General features: G+C 62.9%; 2 protein-coding genes and 1 pseudogene. 2 read left to right on the top strand and 1 reads right to left on the bottom strand.

What is annotated here, in order from left to right; translation table 11 throughout:
• Together A5695_RS29595 and A5695_RS12045 are read left to right on the top strand one after the other, a co-directional pair.
• Positions 1-250: hypothetical protein (locus tag A5695_RS29595; protein ID WP_369830184.1), on the top strand; the 250-nt coding region annotated here is incomplete at its 5' end.
• A 14-nt stretch (positions 251-264) separates the two neighbouring features.
• Positions 265-459: pseudogene (locus A5695_RS12045) on the top strand (SDR family NAD(P)-dependent oxidoreductase); the annotation flags it as partial.
• 7 nt (positions 460-466) lie between these two features.
• Here the strand turns inward: A5695_RS12045 and A5695_RS12040 are convergent.
• The coding region (locus tag A5695_RS12040; protein WP_156749596.1) for an MMPL family transporter at positions 467-2,227 on the bottom strand (1,761 nt) is incomplete at its 5' end.

Here is a 2,227-nt window from a genome sequence, read left to right as displayed (position 1 = left end):
CATCATGACGATGCTGGCGGCCATCGCGGCCCTCGCGATGGCAATGGGTGTCGGCTACTACCTCGGCCGGCGCGCGGAATCGACGCCACCAAGCTGGAGGAGGCGCACGAGCCGGGTCGCCCTGGGGCGCCTCGCCATCAGTCTGCTCGTCTTGCTCACCGCGCGCCGTGCGATGACCGTGTGGAGGCCGAGATTCATTGCTCCGCTGGGGTTGCTGCGCGGTAGCGTTGCGCGGATCCGGTACTACTGACCGCGAGGACAGCCATGTCAGCACTGCAGGGCAAGGTCGCCCTGGTGACCGGAGCGTCGTCAGGCCTCGGCGCTGAGACCGCCCGGTTGTTCTCCCGCCGGGGCGCAACGGTTTTCGGCATCGGCCGGGACACGGCTCGGTTGGCTGAGGTATTTGCCGACGTCCAAGGTGGTCGCTACGCATCGGTGGACGTCGCTTCCGCGCAGGCCGGCTAGCCTAGCGCGCTGCTGCTGGGCGCGCGCGCACCAAAGTCGGCCACCAGAACCACGGCCCGAGGATTCGCAGGATGCTCGGCACGACGAACGAACGCACGATCAGGGTGTCCAGCAGCAGGCCGATGCACACGGTCGAACCCACCTGACCGATGGTGCGCAGATCGCTGGTGAGCATCGCCAGCATGGTGAAGGCGAACACCAAACCGGCGGACGTCACGACGCCGCCGGTGCTGCCCAGGGCCCGGATCAGACCGGTGTGGATTCCACCGTGCAGCTCCTCTTTCACCCTGTTGATCAGCAGCAGGTTGTAGTCCGACCCGACCGCCACCAGGATGATGAACGTCAGTGGTAAGACCAGCCAGTGCAGGTGCAGGCCGATCAGATGTTGCCAAACCAGGATGGAAAGCCCGAATGCGCCGGCATAGGAGAACGCCACGGTGCCCGGAATCACCAAGGCCGCCACCAGACTTCGCGTGATGAACATCATGATCAAGAAGATCAGCACGAAGGCGGCGATCGCCGCGATCATGAGATCGGACATCGCGTATTCCTTGATGTCCTTGTCGTTGGATCCCGAACCGCCGATGTAGATCCGCGCGCCCGCGAGCGAGGTCTCTTTCAGGATCGTCTTGATCGCGTCGGGGAACTGTTCGACGTGCTCCACGCCTTCGGGGCCCATCGCGTCGCCCTCGTGGGTGACGATGAAGCGGGCCGCCTTTCCGTCCGGAGACATCATCAGCTTCATGCCGGTCTTGACGTCCTCGTTGTCGAAACCCTCGTGTGGGATATAGAAGAAGTCGTCACTGCGGGACTTGTCGAAGTCGTTTCCGACGTTGATCAGGTCATCGAAAGTCTGCTCGGTTTGCACGGTTTGGAGGTCGGCAGATCCGTAGCTGTTGACCAACTTCGACTGAAGTGCCTCGGTGTCGTCGGCGGTGGCTTTCAGTTGCGCGATGATCTGCGGGAAGGCCTTGTCCACCTCCTGGAGGGACACCTTCGCCTGCGCGATGTCGTCGGCCAGCTTGTCGATTTGATCGATGGTCTCGAACAGCGAACGAAACGTCCAGCAAATGGGGATGTCGAAACAGTGCCTCTCCCAATAGAAGTAGCTCTTGATCGGGCGGAAGAAATCATCGACATTGGAGACCTCGTCCCTGATGTCGTCGCTGACCCGTTGGAGGTCTTCGACGGTCAGAACGGTCTGGTGCAATTCGTCGGACACTTTCTGGAAGAAGCCGATCTCCTTGCGCAACACCTCGACCGAGTGCGCCTGGATGTCGGCCTGGGCGTCGGTGTTGGAGTTCTGCTCCCTGTTGAACGGGAGCTGCTGCCCGTTGCCGCTGCCCTGCGTGGTGAACAGGTAAGGAATGCTGGCGTGCTCGAGCGCCCGGCCCAAGGGCCGCGTCATGCCCTGGACCATGGCCACACCGTGCAGGCGGATCAAGGCTCTGGCGACCCGGTCCAGCGAGATGAAGTCGGCCGAGTTGCGCATGTCGTGGTCGGTTTCGATCATCAGCATCTCGGAGAAGAGCTTGCTCTTGGGAAAGTGCCGGTCGGCCGCCTGGAAACCGAGATTGGCGGGCGCACTGGCCGGTTGGTACTGCCTGTCGTCGTAGTTCTGCCGGTAGGTGGGAACGAAGATCGCCCCGATCATCACGACGGCTGAACTGGCCACCAGGATGGGCACCGGCCAGCGCACCACGCTCGCGCCGATCCGCCGGTAGAGGCGTCCGTGGGTAATGGTTCGCGGGTCGAACATGCC

Source organism: Mycobacterium sp. E1747, assembly GCF_001667775.1.
Lineage (GTDB): Bacteria > Actinomycetota > Actinomycetes > Mycobacteriales > Mycobacteriaceae > Mycobacterium.
Note: the sequence above shows the minus strand (reverse complement) of the source record. Positions and strands in the feature narration are given on the sequence as shown.